This window comes from Nicoliella lavandulae, from assembly GCF_037546185.1.
Lineage (GTDB): Bacteria > Bacillota > Bacilli > Lactobacillales > Lactobacillaceae > Nicoliella > Nicoliella lavandulae.
In genome coordinates this window covers 1,270,877-1,292,300 of sequence record NZ_JAWMWH010000001.1, presented here as the reverse complement: position 1 = coordinate 1,292,300, position 21,424 = coordinate 1,270,877, and the positions used below count along the sequence as shown (strand labels likewise).

General features: G+C 37.8%; 18 protein-coding genes. 16 read left to right on the top strand and 2 right to left on the bottom strand.

Features of this window, described 5'->3' with window-relative positions:
- Window positions 1-24 precede the first annotated feature (24 nt).
- Window positions 25-843, bottom strand: a complete 819-nt coding sequence (locus R4146_RS05900) for a pyruvate, water dikinase regulatory protein (protein ID WP_339960496.1) — start codon at window positions 841-843, stop codon at window positions 25-27.
- A 168-nt stretch (window positions 844-1,011) separates the two neighbouring features.
- Between R4146_RS05900 and rpsU the strand changes: the two genes are divergently transcribed.
- From rpsU to R4146_RS05825, 15 genes are all read left to right on the top strand, one after another.
- Window positions 1,012-1,203 carry a 30S ribosomal protein S21 gene (gene rpsU, locus R4146_RS05895; RefSeq protein ID WP_339960495.1) on the top strand — a complete coding sequence of 64 codons (192 nt, stop codon included), beginning with the start codon at window positions 1,012-1,014 and terminating at the stop codon, window positions 1,201-1,203.
- Window positions 1,204-1,278: 75 nt separating this feature from the next.
- Window positions 1,279-1,722, top strand: a complete 444-nt coding sequence (locus R4146_RS05890; protein WP_339960494.1) for a GatB/YqeY domain-containing protein — start codon at window positions 1,279-1,281, stop codon at window positions 1,720-1,722.
- Between the two features lie 116 nt (window positions 1,723-1,838).
- Window positions 1,839-2,813, top strand: coding sequence for a PhoH family protein (locus R4146_RS05885; RefSeq protein ID WP_339960493.1), 975 nt, complete (start codon window positions 1,839-1,841; stop codon window positions 2,811-2,813).
- Window positions 2,814-2,825: 12 nt separating this feature from the next.
- The gene (ybeY, locus tag R4146_RS05880; RefSeq protein WP_339960492.1) at window positions 2,826-3,299 is read left to right on the top strand and encodes an rRNA maturation RNase YbeY; all 474 of its coding nucleotides are present in this window, start codon (window positions 2,826-2,828) and stop codon (window positions 3,297-3,299) included.
- A complete protein-coding gene (locus R4146_RS05875) occupies window positions 3,283-3,684 on the top strand; it encodes a diacylglycerol kinase family protein (RefSeq protein ID WP_339960491.1) in 402 nt (133 codons plus the stop codon). Before ybeY ends, R4146_RS05875 begins: the two co-directional genes overlap by 17 nt.
- 4 nt (window positions 3,685-3,688) lie before the next feature.
- Complete coding sequence (gene era, locus R4146_RS05870) at window positions 3,689-4,594, top strand: GTPase Era (protein WP_339960490.1); 906 nt, start codon at window positions 3,689-3,691, stop codon at window positions 4,592-4,594.
- A 296-nt stretch (window positions 4,595-4,890) separates the two neighbouring features.
- Window positions 4,891-5,646 carry a DNA repair protein RecO gene (recO, locus tag R4146_RS05865; RefSeq protein ID WP_339960489.1) on the top strand — a complete coding sequence of 252 codons (756 nt, stop codon included), beginning with the start codon at window positions 4,891-4,893 and terminating at the stop codon, window positions 5,644-5,646.
- Between the two features lie 289 nt (window positions 5,647-5,935).
- Entirely contained in the window at window positions 5,936-6,862 is a 927-nt protein-coding gene (glyQ, locus tag R4146_RS05860) for a glycine--tRNA ligase subunit alpha (protein WP_339960488.1), read from the top strand.
- A gap of 1 nt (window position 6,863) precedes the next feature.
- Window positions 6,864-8,942: a glycine--tRNA ligase subunit beta gene (gene glyS / locus R4146_RS05855; RefSeq protein WP_339960487.1), complete on the top strand. Its 2,079-nt coding sequence runs from the start codon at window positions 6,864-6,866 to the stop codon at window positions 8,940-8,942.
- A 143-nt stretch (window positions 8,943-9,085) separates the two neighbouring features.
- Window positions 9,086-10,942 (top strand): DNA primase, encoded by a 1,857-nt coding sequence (gene dnaG / locus R4146_RS05850; RefSeq protein WP_339960486.1) that lies wholly within the window; start codon window positions 9,086-9,088, stop codon window positions 10,940-10,942.
- A gap of 16 nt (window positions 10,943-10,958) precedes the next feature.
- Window positions 10,959-12,065 carry an RNA polymerase sigma factor RpoD gene (gene rpoD / locus R4146_RS05845; protein WP_339960485.1) on the top strand — a complete coding sequence of 369 codons (1,107 nt, stop codon included), beginning with the start codon at window positions 10,959-10,961 and terminating at the stop codon, window positions 12,063-12,065.
- Between the two features lie 98 nt (window positions 12,066-12,163).
- On the top strand, window positions 12,164-12,871 hold the full coding sequence (locus R4146_RS05840; RefSeq protein WP_339960484.1) for a tRNA (adenine(22)-N(1))-methyltransferase: 708 nt from the start codon (window positions 12,164-12,166) through the stop codon (window positions 12,869-12,871).
- Window positions 12,858-13,658 carry a Nif3-like dinuclear metal center hexameric protein gene (locus tag R4146_RS05835; protein ID WP_339960483.1) on the top strand — a complete coding sequence of 267 codons (801 nt, stop codon included), beginning with the start codon at window positions 12,858-12,860 and terminating at the stop codon, window positions 13,656-13,658. The genes R4146_RS05840 and R4146_RS05835 overlap by 14 nt, the downstream gene beginning before the upstream one ends.
- Before the next feature lie 18 nt (window positions 13,659-13,676).
- Entirely contained in the window at window positions 13,677-14,915 is a 1,239-nt protein-coding gene (gene pepT / locus R4146_RS05830; RefSeq protein WP_339960482.1) for a peptidase T, read from the top strand.
- A gap of 109 nt (window positions 14,916-15,024) precedes the next feature.
- Window positions 15,025-17,616 (top strand): ATP-dependent Clp protease ATP-binding subunit, encoded by a 2,592-nt coding sequence (locus R4146_RS05825; protein ID WP_339960481.1) that lies wholly within the window; start codon window positions 15,025-15,027, stop codon window positions 17,614-17,616.
- 53 nt (window positions 17,617-17,669) lie between these two features.
- Here R4146_RS05825 and R4146_RS05820 read toward each other — a convergent pair whose 3' ends face one another.
- Complete coding sequence (locus R4146_RS05820) at window positions 17,670-17,855, bottom strand: DUF2929 family protein (RefSeq protein ID WP_339960480.1); 186 nt, start codon at window positions 17,853-17,855, stop codon at window positions 17,670-17,672.
- A gap of 124 nt (window positions 17,856-17,979) precedes the next feature.
- Between R4146_RS05820 and dnaE the strand changes: the two genes are divergently transcribed.
- A complete protein-coding gene (dnaE, locus tag R4146_RS05815; RefSeq protein ID WP_339960479.1) occupies window positions 17,980-21,348 on the top strand; it encodes a DNA polymerase III subunit alpha in 3,369 nt (1,122 codons plus the stop codon).
- Window positions 21,349-21,424: the final 76 nt, after the last annotated feature.

The following is a 21,424-nucleotide window of genomic DNA, read 5'->3' as shown; positions in this document are numbered from 1 at the left end:
TTGGTAGCTCGTTTTTAACTTCAATTAATTTTGGGTGGATGTATCTAGATTTAAGCTTTCCATGATAATCGTAGCAGTTTCTTCGATTGACTTATTAAAGACGTTGATGACTAAACAGCCGAGTTTTTGATACAGTTTCTTTGCGTATTGTAATTCAGCCTTAATGTTTTCTGGATCTGAATAAGGGGTATCTGGATTGAGCCCATAGGCAACCATTCGTGCTCGTCGAATTTTTTTGAGCGCCTTAGGGGTATTGGTCAAACCAAAGATGCGTTTAGGATCAACATCAAAAATTTCCTTCGGTAATTGGGTGTTAGGGGCGATTGGAATGTTGGCTACTTTTAAATTTTTATTAGCAAGGTATAATGATAGTGGAGTCTTTGAGGTTCGAGATACTCCTAAGATCACAATATCCGCTTTCGTTAAATCGGAAGGGTTCTTGCCATCGTCATTGGCCACGGCAAATTCCATGGCTGCAATCCGATCAAAGTATTTTTCATTTAAATCATGGACTAATCCAGGGACGCGTACTGGTTCATCACCAGTACGATCAGCAATCATGTTGAGGGATGATTGTAAACAGTCCGTGTGGTATAGATCGTTTTCAGCTGCGAACTGTTTGATTTGATTACTTAATTGCTTATTAACTAACGTGTGAAAAATGACGGCATTTTGTTGTAACGCCATTTTTAGGATGCCCGCTAAAATGGATTTAGTTTGAATGAATGGAAATCGTTGGTATGTAACACTAACATCTGGAAATTGTGAGATGGCAATCCTAGCAACTGAGAATGCAGTTTCACCACTTGAGTCTGAAATAATGAATACATTTAGTTTTTTCATGTTAATCCTCCTATTGACTATAATTTTATTCTATCATATTCGAATTTTTTTTCAGAGTTATTGACTGCAATCTGTTATTTAGGTATAATTATTAGGAACTGTTATGTTAATGATTAATTTGTTAGCAAACAGTCGCTATATTTTGAGCTCGGAGGGAGGGATTTTCATATGTCAAAAACAGTCGTTCGTAAAAACGAATCTCTTGATGATGCTCTTCGTCGTTTCAAGCGTACCGTTTCAAAGAGTGGTACATTGCGTGAATACCGTAAGCGTGAATTCTACGAAAAACCAAGTGTAAAACGTAAATTAAAATCCGAAGCAGCAAGAAAACGCAATAGCAAAAAGCGTCGTCGCTTCTAATCTACCAAAAACGTTCCTGTTGTCTCAGGAACGTTTTTTATTGTTTAAAAAATTAATATAAAAAGGATGATTCAGATGAGTTTAAATAGTGAATTAACAACTGACTTAAAGAATGCAATGAAGGCACATGATAAACAAAGCATGGGTGTAATTAGATTACTTAAGGCCGCCTTAACTAATGAACAAGTTAAATTAGGCCATGATTTAAATAGTGAAGAAGAAGATAACGTTGTAATGAAGGAATATAAGCAACGCAAAGAATCCATTGAAGAATTCAAGAAGGGAAACCGGGATGATTTAGTTGCTGAACAAGAAGCGCAACTTAAGATTCTTGATAAGTATGTTCCAGAACAAATGTCTGAAGACGAAATCAACCAAGTAGTTAAAGATACAATTGCTGCAGTTGGTGCTAGTGGCAAGAGTGATTTTGGTAAAGTAATGGGTGCCGTTATGCCTAAGGTTAAAGGTAAGGCTGATGGTTCATTAGTTAACAAGGCTGTTAAGGAACAATTACAATAATTTTGACCGGGACGTGATCATGCGTCCCATACATATCATAGGCGTATCTTCTTTTTTATTTTTGCTTTTTATGCTAATATTTGGTTATCAAACAATATAGAAGGAGTCATTATAATTTGGCTGATAATAACATTACAACTGATAGTTTTATCTTAAATAATTTAGACGATGAACCTGCATTATTAGGATCTCAAAACAAGTTTGTAACCCTACTAGAAGAGGGGATGGACGTTTCAATCAATGCTTTTGGGACTAAGATCAAAGTCTCTGGAGATAATGACAATGTTCAAAAAACACTAGCAATTTTAAAAAACATGGTGGATTTAATTCATGGTGGAATTGGATTAAATGACAGTGATTTTGTTAGTGCAATGAAGATGGCTAATAACGGGACCTTAGAATACTTTAAGGACCTATACAACCAAGTTTTAATTAAGGATATTAAAGGAAATCCGGTTCGCATTAAAAACTTTGGTCAACGCCAATACGTTCAATCAGTTCACCGAAATGACGTGACGTTTGGAATTGGGCCAGCTGGGACCGGGAAGACCTACTTAGCAGTCGTAATGGCCGTAGCTGCCTTGAAAAAGGGAACGGTTGAAAAAATTATTTTAACTAGACCGGCAGTTGAAGCTGGTGAAAGTCTAGGGTTTTTGCCGGGTGATTTAAAAGAAAAGGTCGATCCATATTTAAGACCAATTTATGATGCCCTTTATTCCATTTTGGGGGCTGAACATACTAATCGCCTATTGGAAAAGGGCATTATTGAAGTGGCGCCGTTAGCTTATATGCGGGGTCGAACCTTAGACAATGCATTTGTAATTTTGGATGAAGCGCAAAATACAACGAGTGCTCAAATGAAAATGTTTTTAACTCGATTAGGATTTGAATCCAAGATGATTGTTAATGGTGATATTTCACAAATTGATTTACCTCGTCATACTAGTAGTGGGTTAGTTGAAGCCCAAAAAATCCTGCAAAATGTTAAAAGTATTCGCTTCGTTTCATTCTCTGCTGATGATGTGGTTAGACATCCAGTGGTGGCTAGAATTATTAATGCTTATGAAAGTTTTAACGATACTGAAAAATAGAGGATTAGAGATATGGACTTAGAGATTTATGATGATACTAAAGATGGCGCTTCCGATAAGGATGTCCAATTAATTAAAGACGTCTTAACTTATGCTGGTGACTACTTAAAATTAGCTGATGACACTGAGATGTCAGTGACGTTGGTTAATAATGATCGAATCAAGGAAATTAACCGTGAGTATCGTGGTGTTGATCGAGCCACTGATGTTATTAGTTTTGCAATTGAAGATGCAGATGAAGATATTAAAATGCCACCCGAAATGGCAGCCGAAATTCCTGAAAATTTAGGCGATATTTTTGTATCAATCGATAAAGTAGCAGAACAAGCTGAATTTTTAGGACACTCTTATGACCGCGAATTAGGCTTCCTAGTAGTACATGGGCTACTGCACTTAAAAGGTTATGATCATATGAAGCCGGAAGATGAAGCTGTAATGTTCCCATTACAAAAGAAAATTATGGATTCATATGGGCTCAAAAGATAATAAACAAGTTGGCAAGAATACTAACTTTTGGCAATCATTTTCCCATGCAATTGATGGTTGCAAAACACTGCTAAAGACGGAGCGTAATTTACGCTTTCATTTGGTTGTAGCCCTATTGATCATTATTTTGGCTGGTGGTTTACACGTTGGTTGGAACCAGTTTTTATGGTTGTTATTAGCTATTTTTGTCGTATTAACTGCTGAAGTCCTTAATTCGATTGTAGAACGAATCGTGGATTTATTAGTGGGGAATCACTTTAACCAATTAGCTAAAGAAGCCAAGGACATGGCAGCTGGTGGTGTATTACTAGCGACTGGTTTTGCAATGGTTGTCGGAATCATTGTATTTTTACCATTATTAATTAAATTAATACCGTGGAGGTAAGAGAATGGATAATCCTAATTTTAAGTCTGGATTTGTTGCAATCGTTGGTCGACCCAATGTCGGGAAATCAACCTTTTTGAATCGCGTAATTGGTCAAAAGATTGCAATTATGAGTGATAAAGCACAAACGACCCGTAATAAAATTCAGGGGGTTTATACGACCGATGATTCGCAAATTGTATTTTTAGATACGCCAGGGGTTCAAAAACCAAAGAGTCAATTAGGTAGTTTTATGGAAGAATCAGCCATGTCAGCATTAAAAGATATTGATGCAGTTTTATTCATGGTTAGCGCAGTTGAAAAGCGTGGTGCTGGTGACAACTTTATTATCAACCGGCTAAAGGAAGTTAAAAAACCAGTTTATTTGGTGATTAATAAAATTGATCGCATTAGTCCTAATGATCTACTGCCAATTATGGATACGTATAAAAAAGCATTGAATTGGGCAGGTGTTTTCCCAATTTCGGCCTTACAAGGCAATAACGTGGATGAATTACTAACTGACTTGACTAAGCATTTGCCAACGGGACCTCAATATTATCCGGCTGATCAAGTGACTGATCATCCTGAACGATTTATTGTGGCTGAATTAATTCGTGAAAAGATTTTTCAATTAACTAGACAAGAAATTCCTTATTCAGTAGCAATCGATGTTGAAAAAATTCGGACTAATGAAGATGGCAAGGTTCACATTCAAGCATCCATTATTTTGGACCACGATAGTCAAAAGGGGATTGTGATTGGCCGAAAGGGTGCTATGTTGAAAAAGATTGGTACACTAGCGCGTAAGGATATCGAAGATTTACTTGGTAGTAAGGTCTTCTTGGAATTATGGGTTAAAGTGCAACCAGGTTGGCGTGACAAGAGCTCAGTCCTAAAGGAATTAGGTTACAAGAAAAAAGACTATTAGTCTTTATGTTAAGTATATATGTGTTAAGTACGGGATTAGAAAATCAATTTGTCTAATACTAAGACGTTATGATGAACTTATTAAAATTAGCACAATAAAACTGAACCGGCGGGCAGACTATGTCCGAGATACCAAGTAGTATCCAGGGACTTCAAGCACTGGTTAAGGTGATTATCCATTGGTTGGAATCAAAATACTGGTGTTGACGGAAGCAATTAAAATAGCAATTTATATACGAAAGGATATAAAACTGAAAAAGTACCTACTTTTCTATGTTTTATATAGTAGTGGGCTTAGTGGCATTAAAAAAGAACGTTACGTTTAATGGGATTTTATTGTATCGACGTAATTATCGTGAAAACGATATGCTCGTTAAGTTCTTTACTCGTGAGTATGGAACGAAAATGTTCTTGATTCGACGGGGTCGTAAGCCTGGTTTTAAAATGAGTGGTGATATTCTACCATTTACTTATGGCCAATATGAAGGCAGTATTTCTGATGATGGACTCTCATACATCAAGGAGCCAATTGAAACTCATCACTACCTTAATATTTCTAATGATATTATTTTAAATGCGTATGCAATGTACTTGATGAACTTGATTGATGCTGGATTATCAGAGGGCGAAGCTAGTCCGCGCTGGTTCAATCAGTTATTTTATGCCTTAAAATTGATCGATCAAGAAATTGATCCTGCTATTATTACTAATATTATGGAAATTCAATTATTAACTTTATTTGGTGTCCAGCCATGGTTAAAGGACTGTGTGGTATGCCATCGTGATGATTTACCGCTTGATTATTCCACTAATTATGGTGGGTTGTTATGCGAGCAGCATTGGCATTTGGATCCATTGCGCTTTAATTTGGATCAACGCACGGTCTTTTATTTTCGGCAGTTTTCAGTTATTAATTTGAAAACTTTAAATTCAGTTAACGTTCAACGGCCAACTAAGGTACGATTAAGGACATTGTTAGATAGCATTTACAGTGATACCGTTGGACTGCATCTTAAAAGCAAGCGCTTTTTGGATGAAATGACACAAATTTAGGACAAATAATTGACTTTTTAATATTGGTAAATTATTATTAAGTTAAATATATATCGGTAATGACAAAAGAGGGTTATGATTAATTCCTTTACAGAGAGACTAGGGTAGTGAGAGCTAGTCGGGGGATGATTGTAATTTGGCGCTTTTAGAACTGAAACCATGTTAAGCAGCTAATCTTTAAGATTAGAAGTAGGGTGGAACCGCGAAAAATCGTCCCTATGTAAATGACATTTTTATGTTGTTTACATAGGCTTTTTTTATGCCGTCATTATATCAGAGGAGGATTTAAATGACTAAGAAACTGTCAATGCAAGAAATTATTTTAAAACTTCAACAATATTGGTCCAACCAAGGTTGTTTATTAATGCAAGCTTATGATACTGAAAAAGGGGCCGGAACCATGAGTCCTTACACGTTTTTACGGGCAATTGGACCAGAACCATGGAACGCCGCTTATGTTGAACCATCAAGAAGACCTGCTGATGGTCGGTATGGTGAAAACCCTAACCGTTTGTACCAACACCACCAATTCCAAGTATTAATGAAGCCATCGCCTGAAAACATCCAGGAATTATACTTGGATAGTTTGAAGGAATTAGGAATTAATCCAGTTGAACATGATATTCGATTCGTAGAAGATAACTGGGAAAACCCATCCATGGGTTGTGCCGGTGTTGGTTGGGAAATCTGGCTTGATGGAATGGAAGTAACTCAATTTACTTATTTCCAGGTTGTTGGTGGTCAAGAAATGGATCCAGTTGCTTCTGAAATCACTTACGGGCTTGAAAGATTAGCTTCATACATTCAAGATGTTAACAATGTTTTCGAACTTGATTGGGGTTATGGCGTTAAATATGGTGATATCTTTAAAGAACCAGAATTTGAACACTCCAAGTATAGTTTTGAAGAAAGTGATCAAGACATGCTTTTGAAGCTATTTAACATTTATGAAGATGAAGCTAAAAAGCAAATTGCTAATGGCTTAGTGCACCCAGCTTATGATTATATTTTAAAATGTAGCCACACCTTTAACCTCTTAGATGCACGGGGTGCAGTTTCAGTAACTGAACGGGCTGGTTATTTATCCCGAATCAGAAAGATGGCCCGTTCTGTTGCGAAGGCCTTTATCGAAGAACGGCGGAAATTAGGCTTCCCATTAATTAAAGATGAAGCCAAACGTCAAGCATTACTAAAAGATGATAAGGAGGATAAGTAAAATGGCACATACTTATTTACTAGAAATCGGATTAGAAGAAATGCCTGCTCACGTAGTAACCCCAAGTATTAAACAGTTGGTGAAACGAGCAAGTGATTTTTTAAATGAACAACGCATTAAGTTTGATGATATCAAACCATTTTCCACCCCAAGAAGATTAACTTTGGAAATTAGTGGGTTAGCTGATAAGCAAACTGATATTGATGAATCAGTTAAGGGACCTGCTAAAAAGATTGCTCAAGATGCCGATGGTAATTGGACTAAAGCTGCGATTGGATTTGCCAAGGGCCAAGGGGCTACACCTGATGATATTGAATTTAAGGAAATTAAAGGCAATGAATACGTCTTCATTGAAAAGCATATTGAAGGAAAGCCCATCGCTGAAGTATTACCTGCCATTAAGGATGTAATTACTAGCATGACGTTCCCAACACGGATGAAGTGGAATGTATACAATTTGGAATACATTCGCCCAATTCGTTGGTTAGTATCCATTTTAGATGATGAAGTCGTGCCATTTTCCATCTTAGATGTTGATGCCGGTAGAACTAGTCGTGGTCATCGTTTCCTAGGTCATGATGTTGAAATTAAGAATGCAGTCGACTATGAAGCAGACCTTCATAAGCAATTTGTCATCGTTGACGCTCAAAAGCGTAAGGATACGATTACAGCCCAAATTGCCAAAATTGCTAGTGATAAAGATTGGGACATTAAAGTTAGTCCATCACTATTGGAAGAGGTTAATAATCTGGTTGAATGGCCAACTGCCTTCGCTGGTAATTTTGATAAAAAATACCTCCAGATTCCAGCTGAAGTGTTAATTACGTCCATGCGTGATAATCAACGTTTCTTCTATGTAGTTAACCAAGCTGGTAAATTATTGCCACACTTTGTTTCAGTTCGGAACGGAAATGACTATGACATCCAAAACGTGATCAGTGGGAACGAAAAAGTCTTAACTGCACGACTAGAAGATGCGATGTTCTTCTATCAAGAAGATCAAAAACATTCAATTGAATACTTTGTTAACCGGCTTAAGAACGTTAGTTTTCATGATAAGATTTCAACTGAATATGAAAAGATGCAACGAGTAGCAGTGATCGTCGAACAAATTGGGAAGCAAGCTGGTTTATCTGATGAACAAATTGCAGATGCTAAGCGGGCTGCTGAAATTTACAAGTTTGACTTAGTAACTGAAATGGTCGGCGAATTCTCCGAACTACAAGGAGTAATGGGTGAAAAGTACGCACTACTAAAGGGTGAAAAGCCAGCCGTTGCGACTGCCATTAGAGAACACTACATGCCAATTTCTTCTAACGGTGAACTACCAGCCACTGCTGTTGGTGCTGTATTAGCATTAGCAGATAAATTTGATAGTATTATGACGTTCTTTGCGGCGGGGATGATTCCATCTGGTTCTAATGACCCATATGCCTTAAGACGACAAGCAATTGGAATTGTTAGAATTGTGAATGAATATGGTTGGCGGCTTCCACTAGTAGCTTCCATGAATAAGTTTGTTGACTTAGAACAAGCTGCGAATGTGGCTCCTAAGGTTGATCAAAAACCACAAATTAATGCGGTGGTTGACTTTATTAAAGATCGAATTGTTAATTTATTACAATCAGATAAGTATCGTCATGACATGATTGATGCCACTGTAGATGCTACTAACAATGATATTGTATACATGATCGATAGTGCTAACGTATTAAAACAAAAGGCGGCTGGTGATCACTTTAAAGAAATCATTGAAGCATTGACTCGGGTAGTTAGAATTTCAGCTAAGGCTGATTTTGATAGCAATGATTTAAGCATCGATCCAAGTCTATTCAGTAATGACTCTGAAAAGGCCCTTTATGAATTCGTTAACAAAATGAGTGCGGATTACTTTAAAGCCACTCCTGAAGCTGCGTATGAACAATTAGCTAGTTTAGCAGCTCCAATTAATGACTACTTTGATCAAACCATGGTTATGGATAAGGATGAAGCAGTTAAAAATAATCATTTGAAACAAATGGTTCAACTCTCCAATATGATTAAGTGGTTCAGTGATGTGGAACAATTAATCGTTAAATAGGATTGCACTATTCTTTGTATTTTAAATTAAATATGGTACTATGTTATTAGCTATCTATTAGTATCGTTTGAAAAGTCGCATCTTTAATTGCAAGGGTGCGACTTTTGAATGTTATATTGGGTTATATATAATGGGGTGATTTAATGGCCAAAATCCCAGAATCAGTAATTGATGAAGTACGACAAAGTGTTAATATTACTGATGTGGTAAGTCAATATGTACAACTTAAGAAACAAGGTAAAAATTTATTCGGTGTCTGTCCGTTTCACGAAGAGCGGACTGGCTCTTTTTCTGTTTCTGAAGATAAACAAATTTTTCATTGCTTTAGTTGCGGTCGTGGTGGGAATGTTTTTAAGTTTTTAATGGAAATTAAGAACATCTCGTTTCCGGCTGCAGTAATTGAAGTTGCTAAAATGCAGAATATTAAGTTACCGAATCAATATCTGCAAACTAGTCAATCGGGTAATCGTCAAGATGACACTGATCGGGCATTAATTAACATTCATGATGAAGTTGCACGTCTATACCATCATATTTTAGTTAACACTAAAATGGGTGAGCCCGCATTACGATATCTTCATCAACGGGGATTAACTGATGATGTAATTAACGAATTTCAATTAGGGTTTGCTCCGCAGGCTAATTTGGTCCAATCGTTTTTAAAAGAAAAACAAACGCCTAATGATTTATTAGTTAAGTCCGGTTTATTTAATGAAAATGATCGAGGAGAATTAACGGATCGATTCTTTAATCGGGTGATGTACCCAATTCGCAATCAATCAGGGCAAACAATTGCCTTTTCTGGCCGGGTATTAGATAAAACAGCCAGTCAAGCAAAGTATCTAAATAGTCCGGAGACCAAGATTTTTTCAAAACGTGACGTTGTTTTTAATCTAGATAAAGCACGAATTGCTGCTGGAGTCACCAAAGACTTAATCTTATTCGAAGGGTTTATGGATGTAATTGCTGCCTTTCAAGCTGGTGTGAAAAACGGGATTGCTTCAATGGGGACTAGTTTTACTAGTCAACAAATCCGACAGATCGAACGTGCAACTAAGCATTTATTGATTTGTTACGATGGTGACGAGCCAGGACAAAAGGCAATCAATCGAGCAGTTGATACACTCTCTGATTCACGATTAAAACTAGGTGTGATCCAAATGCCTAGTGGCGTTGATCCTGATGAATACCGGCGCCAAAATGGTGATGAACAATTTCAAAAGATGATTCAAACGGCTCGCGAAACACCGATAACATTTAAACTCCGTTTTTTAAAATTACACCGTAATTTAAACCGAGAAGATGAACGAGTAGCGTATTTAAATGATGCGCTCAATGTAATTGCAACGATTGAATCACCAGTTGGTCGGGATGTTTATGTTAATCAACTAGTGGATCAATTTGACGTTGATAAACAAAGTTTATTGACGCAATTAAATGATTTGGCTAATAAGTATCAACGGCAAAATCAAAATTCACATGGTTACCATCAACATAAGGTAATTGACCAAGATCAAATGCCAATGATGCCAACGCAGACCAAACAGACTAAGTATTCCAAAACTGAAAATGCCGAACGGTACTTACTAGCTCGGATGCTGCATGATCATGATATTTGGTTAAAAGTAACAAGTATTGACCACTTTGCGTTTATTCATGATCGATATCAAATGCTATATATGTTAGCTGAGGGATACTTCGCTCATCACGACCAATATGATGCAGCTGATTTCATAAGTTCAATTAATGAAACTAGTTTACAACAATTGGTCGTTGATTTAGAAGAATTACCAATCTCTGAGCAAAGTTTTCAAGGTGAGATTGATGATTATGTTAATATAATTATGAATGAAGCGCCATTAGCTGATCAATTGAACCAAAAACGAGCGGATCTATCAGAAGCCGTTCGCACCGGTGATGTTAGTCAACAACGAAAAATTGCAATGGATATCATTATGCTTGAACAAAAGAGACAGGCTAATCTTAAGAATCAAGCTTAATTAGGGGGCTTTTATAATGGCTGACAATAAAAGAATGAAAGAATATAAAGAATCATTACGCTCATTAGTTAAAAAGTACAAGAAAGTTGGACACGTAACTTTCGATGAAATTAATGATAGTGTAATTATTCCATTTAAGTTAACTGAAAAAGAATCTGATAAGTTATTAGAAAAAGTTGAAGATGTCGGAATCAGCGTGGTTGATGAAAACGGTGACCCAGATCCACGAGCACTAAAGGCTGCTAATAACGTTACTAAAAAGGAATTAAATAATAGTGCCTCTGCACCAACTGGAGTTAAGATCAATGATCCAGTTAGAATGTACTTGAAAGAAATTGGGCGAGTTCCACTATTAAAAGGGGAACAAGAAATTGAATTAGCTAAGCGCATCGAAGATGGTGATGAAGAGGCTAAACAAGAATTAGCAGAAGCGAACTTACGGTTAGTAGTTTCAATTGCTAAACGGTATGTGGGTCGTGGAATGCAATTCTTGGACTTGATTCAAGAAGGAAACATGGGGCTCATGAAGGCGGTTGAAAAGTTTGATTACCGGAAGGGATTTAAATTCTCTACTTATGCTACATGGTGGATCAGACAGGCCATCACCCGTGCGATTGCTGACCAAGCTCGGACAATTCGGATTCCAGTGCACATGGTTGAAACAATTAACAAGTTGATTCGGATTCAACGTCAATTATTACAAGACTTGGGTCGGGAACCAACGCCAGAAGAAATTGGTGCTGAAATGGATATGCCAACCTCAAAGGTTCGGGGAATCCTTAAAATTTCACAAGAACCAGTTTCATTGGAAACCCCAATTGGTGAAGAAGATGATTCACACTTAGGTGATTTCATTAAGGACCAAGATGCAACTAGTCCTGCTGACCATGCAGCATATGAATTACTAAAGGAACAACTAGAAGGGGTATTGGATACGTTAACTGATCGTGAAGAAAACGTATTACGGCTTCGATTTGGACTAGATGATGGTCGGACTAGAACTCTTGAAGAAGTTGGAAAAGTCTTTGGGGTTACTAGAGAACGGATCAGACAAATTGAAGCTAAAGCGTTACGAAAGCTCAGACATCCATCCAGAAGTAAACAATTAAAAGATTTCTTATAATCAAATACGAAAAAGAAGGACATTTTTGTTCTTCTTTTTTTGTTTTTAGCCAACATTTGCTATAATTTAAATATTAAACAATTAATGAGGGATGAATCTTGGACGGAGAAAAACTATCAAGACGGTTAATGACCGTTGCACAGTATGTAAAAAATGGAAGTCGGATGGCTGATATTGGCTCCGATCATGGGTATTTACCAATTTACCTAGCACGGCAAGGGCAAATTAACTTTGCAATTGCTGGTGAAGTTGCAATGGGACCCTTAAGTAATGCAGAGCATGAAATTAAAATGGCTAACTTAACCGATAAGATTATGCCTAGATTAGCGGATGGATTAGCGGCAATCAAAGCAGATGATGATGTTGATACGATTACCATTGCAGGAATGGGTGGTTCGTTGATTGCTCGAATCTTAGAAGCTGGTAAGGAGCGATTAAGCCACTTTCCAGAGTTAATTTTGCAACCGAATGTTGATGAAATTGATGTTCGAAAGTGGTTGATGGCTCATCAGTACCAGATTATCCATGAAGATATTTTAAAAGAGGATCATCATATTTATGAAATTATTGATGCAGTAAGGGCTGATCGAGCAGTTCACTATTCAGCAAAAGAACTTTTATTTGGACCGATTTTAATGCACCATCAAAATGCGGCCTTTAATGAAAAATGGCATGATAAAATTGATCGACTAAAGCATGCTATCAAGCAAATGCAGGGCGCAAAAGTACCACCGGTAGCCCGAATTGACGCTTTGCAAGCCGAAATTAATTTAATTCAGGAGGTTTTATCAGATGAAAGGAATTGATTTAACAACCCGGTTTGAACAATTTGCACCCCGTTCGATTGCCGTTGAACATGATCCAATTGGAATTCAAATTGGTGATTTGAATCGGGATGTGCACCGGGTCATGACGACTTTGGACGTGCGACCAGAAGTGGTGGATGAAGCAGTAGCAAATAATGTTGATTTTATTTTTGCTCATCATCCAGTAATGTTTAGACCGGCTAAGAATTTAGATTTAACGAATCCACAAAATGCAATGTATGCTAAAATTATTCAAAATAATATTACTGTTTATGCAGCGCATACTAATTTAGATGATGCTGAAGGTGGGATGAATGATTGGCTAGCTGCTGCGATTGGAATTAATGATGTGGAAGGACTAGTTGATTTAGGCTCAGCTGAGCATCCATTTGCAATGGGCCGGATTGGTAATTTATCCCAACCCACAACGGTCGCCGCATTTGCCGAACGCTGTAAGGATATTTTTAACATTCATGGTCTACGCCTAGTTAGTAATCACCCGGACCAATCCATTCAACGGATCGCTATTTTAGGCGGAGATGGTGGAAAATTCTATCCGACCGCATTGGCCAAGGGCGCTGATGTGTATATTACGGGGGATGTTTATTATCATACTGGTCATGATATGTTATCCGCTGGGATTAACGTAATTGATCCAGGCCATAATATTGAAAAAATCTGTATTCCCCATTTAGCATCACTATTCCGTAAGTGGGCTGATGAAAATCAGTGGGCAATTACGGTTTTAGAATCAAAAGTCAATACGGATCCATACACATTTATATAATGATAGGAAGTGACTCTAATGAGTAAGTATGAAAATTTAATGCCACGCTTTTTAAAGTACGTTCAAATTAACACTCAATCAGACGAAAACTCAACTACGGTACCATCTAATCAACGCCAAGTTGATTTCTTAAATCAATTAAAGGCAGAATTGACTAAAATTGGACTACAGAATGTTCGCACTAATGACGCTAGCGGGTATGTTTTTGCAACGTTACCATCAAACGTTGACTATGATGTGCCAAAGGTAGGGTTTATTTCCCATGTCGATACTGCTGACTTCAATGCTGAACATGTACACCCTAAGATTGTAAGTGATTATGATGGCCAATCAGTAATTAATTTGGATGCTGATGGTAAGTATCAATTAGACCCAAAGGTATTTCCTAGTTTAAAGAAGTATGCTGGTCAAACACTAGTTACAACTGATGGGAGTACGTTGTTAGGTGCTGATGATAAGGCTGGAGTAAGTGAAATTATTACCGCCATGGAATATTTGATCGCGCACCCAGACATTAAGCATGGTGAAATTGAAATTGGGCTCGGTCCAGATGAAGAAATTGGAACTGGTGCTGATCATTTCGATGTTAAAGACTTTGGGGCCGACTTTGCCTACACGGTTGATGGTGGTCCATTAGGTGAATTACAATATGAAACCTTTAACGCGGCTAGTGGGGTCGTTGAAATTAATGGAACCGATGTTCATCCAGGATCTGCTAAGGGCTTGATGGTAAATGCATTACAATTAGGAATTGATTTCCAAGAATCATTACCTAAACACGACCGCCCTGAATTGACAGAAGGTCGGGAAGGCTTTTTCTTCCTATTAAAAATGGATGGGACTCCTGATCATGCACGTTTGGACTACATCATTCGGGACCATGATCGTGATCAATTCGAAGCACGGAAGCAAACTTTCCAACAGGTAGCTGATCAAATCAATGCTAAATATGATACTGATCGCGTGGAAGTAACGGTCAAAGACCAATATTACAATATGGCAGACGTCTTAAAACAAGATATGACTTCAGTTGACATTGCTAAACAAGCAATGGAAAATGAATCAATTGAACCATTGATTTTCCCGGTTCGGGGTGGAACTGATGGTTCGAAGATTTCGTTTATGGGCCTGCCAACACCTAACTTATTTGCTGGTGGCGAAAATATGCATGGTCGATTTGAATATGTATCTGAACAAACGATGGATCGGGCAGTAGATGTAGTGTTAGAAATTGCTCAATTGCTTGCTCGTAAATAATTGGTCAATGTTGGTCAAATTATTTCAAATTTAAAATAAATTTTGATATGATACTTATGGACTAGGTTAATTAGTTCATAAGTATTTTTAATATGGAATGGGTGATATTTTGAATCCAGAAAATTTAACTGATGCTGTTGCGCAAGCATTAGCGCAAGCACAAAAAATTACGATTACTAGAAAACAACAACAAATTGGGATTCCCCAATTATTTAAATTTTTAATTCAACCAGGTGAATTGGCACGACAAATCTATGCTGATTTAGGATTGAACATTGAACAATTAGAGCACGAAATTGATACTGAGATTGACCAAATCGCTACCGTTGAAGGTGACGTTCAATATGGTCAAGGAGTAAGCAGTGAATTGTATACCTTACTGCAAAAAGCAGATCAGGTGAAGACTTCTTTAGGGGATGAATACATTGCGGTTGATACCCTAACGATTGCCCTAATGCAATTAGGAACCGAACGGTTAGCTGATTACTTAAAGGAACAAGGAGTAACTGAACAAAAGGTTAAAAATGAAGTTGAAAAAATTCGTGGGGGTGAAAAAGTGACATCCAAGGATCAAGAAGATAATTTTCAAGCATTAAAGAAGTATGGGGTCGACTTAGTGGCCGAAGCAAGAGCTGGTAAATTAGGACCAATTATTGGTCGAGATGATGAAATTCTAAGCGTTATTCGAATCCTATCACGAATGACTAAGAATAACCCCATTCTATTGGGTGAACCTGGAGTTGGTAAAACAGCGATTGTTGAAGGGTTAGCAAAACGAATCGCTGTTAATGATGTCCCTGATAACTTGAAGAATAAAACGGTATTTGAATTAGATATGAGTTCTTTGATTGCTGGTGCAAAGTATCGGGGTCAATTTGAAGAACGACTCAAAGCAGTATTAAAAGAAGTTAAAAAATCTGATGGCCAAATTATTATGTTCATTGATGAAATTCATAATATTGTTGGTGCTGGTAAATCAGAAGGTAGTATGGATGCTGGAAACATTTTAAAGCCAATGTTAGCCCGGGGTGAGCTACATTTAATTGGGGCAACTACGCTTGATGAATACCGTCAATACATGGAAAAGGATAAGGCCTTAGAACGCCGGTTCCAACGAGTAATGGTCAAAGAACCTAGCGTTGATGATACGATTACCATTTTGCGGGGTATCAAAGAACAATTGGAAATTCACCATGGGGTAAAGATTCATGATAACGCGTTGGTGGCTGCGGCTAAGTTATCCGATCGCTATATTACGGATCGCTACTTACCAGATAAGGCGATTGACTTAGTTGATGAGGCTTCGTCAACCATTGAAGTTGAAATGAACTCTAGCCCAACTGAATTGGATCAATCTAACCGGCAGTTAATGCGTGAAGAAGTGGAATTAGCCGCTTTGAAGAATGAAAGTGACGAAGCTTCTAAACAACGATTAGCCGAATTGAAGCCCCAGATTGAAAATACCCGTGAAAAGGTTAATAACCTAAATGCACGCTGGCAACGTGAAAAAGATGCCATTAATAAACTAGGGGATAAGAAACGTCAATTAGATCAAGCTAAAAATGACCTTCAACAAGCTGAAAGTTCTTATGATTACAGTAAGAGTGCAGAATTAAAGAATGGGTTAATTCCACAATTAGAAGCTGAACTAAAGCAAATGGAATCAGAAGATCATTCTAAGGATTGGTTAGTAGAAGAATCCGTAACGGATAATGAAATTGCGGACGTAGTTAGCCGCCAAACTGGCATTCCAGTTAACAAATTAGTCCAAGGCGAACGTGAAAAACTATTGCACTTAGCGGATAATTTACACCGGCGGGTCATCGGCCAAGATGCCGCTGTGAATGCAGTTGCAGACGCAGTTATTCGCTCTAGAGCTGGACTACAAGATCCAAGTAAACCGTTAGGATCATTTCTATTCTTAGGACCCACTGGGGTCGGAAAGACCGAATTAGCCAAAGCATTAGCTGAAGACCTATTTGATTCTGAAGACCACATGGTTAGAATTGATATGTCCGAATACATGGAAAAAGAATCTGTATCTAGACTAGTTGGGGCTGCGCCAGGTTATGTAGGTTATGAAGAAGGGGGTCAACTGACCGAAGCGGTTAGAAGAAACCCATACACCATCGTTTTATTTGATGAAATTGAAAAGGCCCATCCAGATGTCTTTAACATCTTATTACAAGTGTTAGATGATGGTCGCTTAACTGATAGTCAAGGCCGGACAGTTGACTTTAAGAACACGATTTTAATTATGACTTCGAACTTGGGTTCAGATATTCTATTGAAGGGTACGGATAAAAATGGCCACATTAGTGATGAAGCTAAGCAAGATGTCCAAAAACTGTTGAAATCACGTTTCAGACCTGAATTCTTAAACCGAATTGATGCTGAAATTATGTTCACGCCATTAACATTAAATGATGTTGAACAAATTGTGGTCAAGATCATCAATCAACTTTCCAAACGATTAGATGAACAATCAATTCAGTTGAATATTTCAGACCAAGCTAAGCAATGGATTGCAAAGCAAGGGTACGAACCTCAATATGGGGCTCGGCCATTACAACGGTTCATTACGAACCACGTTGAAACGCCATTGGCTAAGCAAATGATTGCTAATCAAATTCCAAATGATAGCCAAGTAACAATTGATCTAAAAGATGACCAACTAACGTTTAATACGACAACGAAGTAAAAATAAAAGACCGCTAACTTAATAAAAGTCAGCGGCCTTTTTTGATGTTTAAATTAAATTCGCTTATCTGCTAATAAGTTGATTCCATTAACAGCGATTACTGCAACGATTGCTGCAACAATTCCTACGCCAAGGTAGTTTACGCTAGCCTCGGATAAAGCAGAATTAATGTATCCTAGGACATCACCAAAGATGAATGACCAAAAAATAACAGTTAAATTTGCAATAATAAAACGCATATTATCCACCTCGCATTAACTAGAATTCTATCACAAATTAGCAAAAAAACAATTTAAAACTTTGTTGGCAGTTGAAATTTTACGGTAGCCCAATTATTATAATTGATTAGAGAGGATGTTTGCCATGGGATTTGTTCCACTTCAAATTGTTAGTAGTTATAGCTTATTACAAAGCACGATTTCAATTACCAAACTAGTTCAAACCGCTAAACAGCGCGGCTATCAATCATTAGCACTAACTGATCGAAATGTGATGTACGGAGCAGTTGAATTTTATAATCAATGTAAGCAAGCCGGCATCCACGCCATTATTGGCACGACCCTATCGATTCCTGGAATTGTTAACCCAAATCAAAACCATGATTTAATTTTATTGGCCCAAAGTCAAGCCGGTTATCAAAATCTAATGCGCCTATCAACGGCTAAGATGACTGAGCAGCCTGTGGATTTAGGCACCATTACTGATTATCTTAATGATTTGGTGATTATTTTACCAACTAATGGTGAACTATTACAATTAGTGGAACGGGATGAGCAAACTGCTGCAAATCAAGTTTTAAAAACGCTTTTAAAGTATGTAAAAGCAGCTGACCTTAAGGTGGGAGTTTCACCAGCTCAAGATCAAGTTATTATTGATCAATTGTATAAACTAGCAGCTGAACATGGGATTGGTTCGATCGGCATTGAACCAGTTGAATACATTGATTCTGATGATTATTTTGCCACCCAGGTCTTAAAATCAATTGATGACCCTAGTGCAAAGGTAGCGGTCAGTGAGCAGAATAAGCCTGGCCGGAACTGGTTAAAGCCAGTTGAAATGGTGGAACGTGAGTATCATCTAAAACATATGGATACAGCGTTAAATGCCACGAATGAAATTGCTGAGCGGTGTAATGTCACAATCCAAAAGCAGCCAACACAGTTGCCATCTTTTGCTACACCGCATCATCAATCGTCTAAACAATATTTAAATCAACTATGCCAATCCGGTTTAAAGCGCCGGTTAGCAGAAAATAAAATTCCAGATGAAATGGTTGCAAAGTATCAAGACCGATTAGCACATGAATTATCAATTATTGGTCAAATGGGCTTTGATGATTACTTTTTAATTGTGTGGGATGTTATTAACTACGCCCATTCAGTAGATATTATGACTGGACCTGGTCGAGGGTCGGCTGCTGGATCATTAGTCGCATACGTATTATCGATCACTGATGTTGATCCAATTGCATACGACTTATTGTTTGAACGATTCTTAAATCCAGAACGAGCTCAAATGCCAGATATTGATTTGGATATTCCAGATAATCGGCGGGATGATGTTTTAAACTACGTTCATGATAAATATGGCCATGATCGGGTCGCCCAAATTATTACCTTCGATACATTAGGGGCGAAACAAGTCCTACGTGATATTAATCGAGCGTTTGGGGTCAGTAGTGAAAAGGCGAACCAATGGAGCAAGGCAATCCCCAATCAATTGCATATTACATTAGCTGCGGCATATCAACAGTCACCTGGTTTGCAAAATATTGTTAATACAGATGCAGTGAACCAGTTAGTGTTTAAAACGGCGTTGAAACTAGAGGGGTTACCAAGGCATTTTTCAACCCATGCTGCCGGAGTCATTTTAAGTGCTGAGCCATTAGTTAACATGTCGCCATTACAATTGGGTAAAGATAATTTATTAATGACCCAATATTCAAAGAATTACGCTGAAGAGGTAGGACTTTTAAAAATTGATTTTTTGGGATTGCGTAATTTATCGTTATTAGCGGCCATCGTTAAACTAGTCCGCGCTAATCGCAATCCAGAATTTGATGTTCATCAAATTAACGTTAACGACCCCAAAACACTAGTGTTATTTCAAAATGGTGATACCAATGGAATTTTTCAATTTGAATCTGATGGAATAAAAAATGTATTACGACAAGTTCATCCTGACAACTTTAATTTAGTGGCGGTAGTAGACGCATTGTACCGACCGGGGCCAATGCAAAATATTAGTTCGTTCGTCAAACGCAAGAATGGCCAAGAGGCAATCCATTATCCTGATCAATCGCTAGCCCCTATCTTAGCCCCTACCTATGGCATTATTGTCTATCAAGAACAAGTAATGCAAGTCGCTGCTGTTATGGGAGGGTTTAGTTTTGGGCAAGCCGATGTATTACGTCGGGCCATGAGTAAAAAGGATCAGGCTAAAATGGATGCAATGCGCACGAAGTTCTTGGCGGGTGCTAAGCAACGCGGCTTTTCAGCATCAGTAGCAAATACTACGTTCGATTATATTGATCGCTTTGCTGACTATGGATTTAATAAATCCCATGCGGTCGCATATAGTAAAATGGCATTTCAATTGGCATATTTAAAGGTTCACTATCCACGTGAATTTTTCGTTGCGATTTTTAATGCTGAATTAGGCAATAAAGCCAAAACTCGGACGTTCTTATTAGAATCGAAGCGTCGGCAAATTGAAATAATGCCCCCAGACATTAACGTTAGTCAACGTGAATTTAGTTTACAAAATAACGCCATCGTTTTTGGCTTAGCAGCAATTCGGGGCTTACGCAGTGACTTTATTACGGACTTATTGCAGATTCGATCCGATGGCGGTCCCTTTACTAGTTTTGAGTCCTTATTGCATCGTATTGATGCTAAGTTTAGAAAAACATCCATCATTGAGCCATTAATCTATGCCGGAGCACTTGATTGCTTTGGTTTTAAACGAGCGGAGTTGATGGCATCCTTACCAGAGTTTTTAGAATCAATCAACCTAAGTGGTAGTTCAATGGAATTGTTCAAAGCCTTGCAACCAAAGATGAAGTTTCAAGATGAATTTTCGTTACCAATCTTGTTAGAGAATGAACAGAAATATTTAGGAGTCTACCTATCTAATTACCCGACTGAAAATTATTTAGATGTTATTCAAGCCGTTAATGCTAAGCGCGTCGATGAAGTCAATCAATTGATTAATCAAAAAGTTAACTTAGTGTTATTTATTAATCATGTTCGCGAGATTAGGACGAAAAAGGGTGAGTCAATGGCGTTTGCAACTGGTAGTGACCCGATTGGTGAATTAGATATCGTTATTTTCCCCCAGGTGTTTAAGCAGGTTCAACCGATGCTAAAGGCACAACGGGTCTTATTGATTAATGGAAAGATTGAAAATCGGAACGGATTACAAATCGTAGCAAATCAAATTGAACCAGCAGCTAATTTTCAACAACGAATGCGTAAGCACCAGCAATCTGATCAACATCCAGAAATTTGCTTTTTAAAAGTGGATGCTGACCATGAGCATTCGGAATGTTTGAATCAACTAAAGCAATTGATCGTTGATCATCCGGGAAACTGTCCGATCCTAATTTATTGGGCTCAACGTAAATCCAAACAGATGTTAGGTGCAAACGTTAGAATTAGTAATCAACCCGTTGTAGAAGCGAAATTAAAGCAATTACTCGGCGCTAAAAATGTAGTTTTTCAGAAACGTTAAGTTTAGTAAAAAATGCCGAACAAAAACGGTTTTAAAAGCAGACATAACCAATTAAAAGTGATACAATACTTGTGTA

Excerpts from the sequence above, each read along its gene's own strand:
- glyQ (WP_339960488.1), top strand. The coding sequence starts at position 5,936 with ATGACTAAGAAACTGTCAATGCAAGAAATTATTTTAAAACTTCAACAA.
- pepT (WP_339960482.1), top strand. The coding sequence starts at position 13,677 with ATGAGTAAGTATGAAAATTTAATGCCACGCTTTTTAAAGTACGTTCAA.
- R4146_RS05890 (WP_339960494.1), top strand. The coding sequence starts at position 1,279 with ATGAGTTTAAATAGTGAATTAACAACTGACTTAAAGAATGCAATGAAG.
- dnaE (WP_339960479.1), top strand. The coding sequence starts at position 17,980 with ATGGGATTTGTTCCACTTCAAATTGTTAGTAGTTATAGCTTATTACAA.
- rpoD (WP_339960485.1), top strand. The coding sequence starts at position 10,959 with ATGGCTGACAATAAAAGAATGAAAGAATATAAAGAATCATTACGCTCA.
- R4146_RS05900 (WP_339960496.1), bottom strand. The coding sequence starts at position 843 with ATGAAAAAACTAAATGTATTCATTATTTCAGACTCAAGTGGTGAAACT.
- dnaG (WP_339960486.1), top strand. The coding sequence starts at position 9,086 with ATGGCCAAAATCCCAGAATCAGTAATTGATGAAGTACGACAAAGTGTT.
- rpsU (WP_339960495.1), top strand. The coding sequence starts at position 1,012 with ATGTCAAAAACAGTCGTTCGTAAAAACGAATCTCTTGATGATGCTCTT.
- R4146_RS05820 (WP_339960480.1), bottom strand. The coding sequence starts at position 17,855 with ATGCGTTTTATTATTGCAAATTTAACTGTTATTTTTTGGTCATTCATC.
- R4146_RS05835 (WP_339960483.1), top strand. The coding sequence starts at position 12,858 with ATGAAAGGAATTGATTTAACAACCCGGTTTGAACAATTTGCACCCCGT.
- ybeY (WP_339960492.1), top strand. The coding sequence starts at position 2,826 with ATGGACTTAGAGATTTATGATGATACTAAAGATGGCGCTTCCGATAAG.
- R4146_RS05875 (WP_339960491.1), top strand. The coding sequence starts at position 3,283 with ATGGGCTCAAAAGATAATAAACAAGTTGGCAAGAATACTAACTTTTGG.
- era (WP_339960490.1), top strand. The coding sequence starts at position 3,689 with ATGGATAATCCTAATTTTAAGTCTGGATTTGTTGCAATCGTTGGTCGA.
- glyS (WP_339960487.1), top strand. The coding sequence starts at position 6,864 with ATGGCACATACTTATTTACTAGAAATCGGATTAGAAGAAATGCCTGCT.